General features: G+C 65.5%; 3 protein-coding genes and 2 pseudogenes. 3 read left to right on the forward strand and 2 right to left on the reverse strand.

Annotated features, from left to right (window positions below; genetic code table 11):
* Positions 1-89 precede the first annotated feature (89 nt).
* On the reverse strand, positions 90-719 hold the full coding sequence (locus G341_RS0100110; RefSeq protein ID WP_026303067.1) for a TetR/AcrR family transcriptional regulator: 630 nt from the start codon (positions 717-719) through the stop codon (positions 90-92).
* 195 nt (positions 720-914) lie between these two features.
* Between G341_RS0100110 and G341_RS22800 the strand changes: the two genes are divergently transcribed.
* Positions 915-1547, forward strand: coding sequence for a helix-turn-helix domain-containing protein (locus G341_RS22800; RefSeq protein WP_155826640.1), 633 nt, complete (start codon positions 915-917; stop codon positions 1545-1547).
* Here G341_RS22800 and G341_RS23645 read toward each other — a convergent pair.
* Positions 1544-2011 (reverse strand): universal stress protein, encoded by a 468-nt coding sequence (locus G341_RS23645; protein ID WP_155826642.1) that lies wholly within the window; start codon positions 2009-2011, stop codon positions 1544-1546. The two genes, G341_RS22800 and G341_RS23645, sit on opposite strands and share 4 nt — an antisense overlap.
* A gap of 111 nt (positions 2012-2122) precedes the next feature.
* Between G341_RS23645 and G341_RS0100125 the strand changes: the two are divergent.
* Positions 2123-2353: pseudogene (locus tag G341_RS0100125) on the forward strand (TetR/AcrR family transcriptional regulator); the annotation flags it as partial.
* Positions 2323-2529 (forward strand): annotated as a pseudogene (locus G341_RS24085) (IS481 family transposase); the annotation flags it as partial. The pseudogenes G341_RS0100125 and G341_RS24085, both read left to right, overlap by 31 nt.
* Positions 2530-2702 lie beyond the last annotated feature (173 nt).

Below are 2702 nucleotides of genomic sequence, written 5' to 3' on the forward strand. Positions count from 1 at the left end.
GCGATGATTGGGTTCGGTAGTGGCGCAGGTGTTTTCGGTTCGCTTGCGCACGGTTGTGGCGTGTGCGGCTGGCCGGCGGGAGAAGTGGGTCAGCGTGGTTGGTCGGTGGCGACGGGCGCCCGGTGGCGATGCGCGGCCAGAAAGTCATCGACGATGCACGCCAGGTCGGTGGCGGTCAGCACGCGGATGCCCGACAGTTTCGCGAAGATGAGGGGTCCCACCAGTTGGGTGATCGCGACGGTCACATTGAAGTCATCGAGCTCGTCGCGGATGGCGGTACTGGTCAGTAGACGATCGAAGGGCTCGCGGTATTGGGCGACCACGCGTTCGCGCAGCGGCGCCAGTCGGTTCTGTTTCGGGCCGGGTTCTTCCGGGTTCATCGCCAGCCAGGCCAGGGTGGTCAGCTGCAGGGGGGCTTGCTCGATCATGTCGGCCTGGCTGGTCAGCAACGCCAGCATGCGCTCGCGTGTCTCGCCGGCGGCTGGCGGCTCGGAGACCTGCGGCAGCAGCCGGTCGAACGCGGCGGCCAGCAGGTCGGTCGTGCTTTCGAAATGCCGGTACAGGGTGGTGCGGGCGACCCGCGACACTTTCGTGACGGCGTCGACGGTGACCGCTTCGATTCCGCCCGCCGCCAACAGGGAGGATGCTGCATCGAGCAGCCGCGCCCGGGACCGGATCCGGCGCGGGTCGGTCCCGGCATCGTCAGTATCGGTACTCATCGCCCCCGCATTCATCAAGTCCACATCCTCGCCATGTGGTAATGCTACCGTCGATAGCGGACAGCTACCGTCAGTACCGAAAATGGGAAGTCGTGCTGGAGATCCCGGTGGTGGTGATAGTGGCTGGTCATGGTTGACGGTATCGAGTGGTTTGACAGGACACATCGTATGCAGGTGTTCACGACGGTCGGGGCAATGTTGTCGGCGTATGGTGCCCGCCATGGCGTCGGGGATGCCGAGTTGTCTCGGCGCACCGGGATCAGTCGGCAAAGTCTGTATTTGTGGCGGACCAAGGGGCTGCGGGCTGTTCCGCCGCCCGAATTGGTCGGCGCCCTGGCGCGTGTGATGGCTGTTCCGTATCGCGAGGTCCTCAACGCGGCCCTGGCCGAGACCGGATACTGCGAGAGCACGGTGCCCGACGTCACGGTCTACAACCTTGTCGTGGCGCAGATTTCGACGTCCGCGATCGTGACGAACACCCTGCACCAGGGGTGGGGCGAGGTCGAGGCCGCGGTGCTCGAACGGTTCTGGGATCACACCGATCACACTCGTAGTGCCGCGCAGATGCTGATGACTCAGCTGCACAACGCCCATCACGCCGTTGAGGATGCCGGGGTGTACGTGGGGGGTGATTTTCCGCCGCTGTCATTCCGGGTCCAGCGGTGGGACCTGTCGGTCGCCGCCCCATCATGCGCCCATCAGTCCGGGACTTCCGGTCAGGTGGGTGAAGCGCACGCCGACGATCATGTGTCCCAAGCTATTTGGCCAGACCATGATCGGATCGGCGAGCAAGCCGCCCCGGCGCGCTCGTTGTCGCGGGGTGGTTAGCAGTCCCAGACCGCTCCACGCACGAGAAGAACATCGCAGGGAGCTTTACGTGCCAACGCTGTGGCCGCCGTGTCGACCACCTTGTGCTCGACACGGCTGATCCAGGACCGCAGCACCGGCTGGCCAACGACGAGGAGGTCGGCGTGATACACCGCCGCCAGATCGAGCAGCGACTCGAGGGAGCGTTCGGGTACTGCGCAGCAGTCCACGTCCGCGACCCCGCGGACGCGAGCGTGGTCGAGGGCCGCCAGCGGCACCGCACTACCAGCGCCGCACCTGCTGTCATGAACGATGAGCAGCCGCGCGCCGAACGTACACGCCAGATCGGCGGCACGGTCGACGACCTGGCATCCGCTGTCGGTGTGGGCGATTACCGTGCGACCGGGATATGTATCGGCGCACGGGACCTGCTCACGTGGATGCCGGGCAGCCGGTGGCCGGCGCGGACGGACGTGGATGGTCATGGCAGCCCTCCCGACTGGCAGAAACGCTAACGTCGTTATCGTTTCTTTGTTGGGGGTACGCCCGCCGCGGCATCTGCACCAGAGATCCGGGCCGCGGGGCACAATGCAGGGGTGGCCCCTGTCCCGCGCACTCGCGGCGAGCACCCCGACGGTCAGGACGACCCGCGCCGGGTGCGTTCGCGTGAACGGCTGCTGGACGCGGCCACACGCCTATTGGCCACCGGTGGGATCCACGCCGTCACCGTGGAGGCGGTGACCACCGCCTCCAAAGTGGCCGCGACCACGCTGTATCGCAACTTCGGCAACAGCACCGGGCTGCTGGTCGCCGCATTCGAACGGCTGCGGTCCAGATCGGTGTCCGACTGCAGGTTCCGGCGTCCACGGTGTACGCGCGGTGCCGGTGCGCTGCAACATCAACCGCCTGTCCCATATCGATCGGGTCAGTGGTGAAACAATCCGCCGCTACGAAATACGACTGGCCCGGAGCCTTGATTCATGTCGATGTGACCAAGCTCGGCCCAGACTTCTCACAATGAGGTTTGTGGGCGAGCATCTTCACGCGAGTCAAGGACACCACCCCGGGGGCGCTCAGCGTTGAGTTGAACCGTCGCGGGGTTTCCGGAGACTCTGATTGTTGGGAAGGTTGGAGTCATGTCAGGGAACATCACGAAGCGGTACCCGGCTGAGTTGA

It is taken from the genome of Jongsikchunia kroppenstedtii DSM 45133, assembly GCF_000380485.1.
Classification (GTDB): domain Bacteria; phylum Actinomycetota; class Actinomycetes; order Mycobacteriales; family Mycobacteriaceae; genus Jongsikchunia; species Jongsikchunia kroppenstedtii.

Excerpts from the sequence above, each read along its gene's own strand:
- G341_RS0100110 (WP_026303067.1), bottom strand. The coding sequence starts at position 719 with ATGAGTACCGATACTGACGATGCCGGGACCGACCCGCGCCGGATCCGG.
- G341_RS22800 (WP_155826640.1), top strand. The coding sequence starts at position 915 with ATGTTGTCGGCGTATGGTGCCCGCCATGGCGTCGGGGATGCCGAGTTG.
- G341_RS23645 (WP_155826642.1), bottom strand. The coding sequence starts at position 2,011 with ATGACCATCCACGTCCGTCCGCGCCGGCCACCGGCTGCCCGGCATCCA.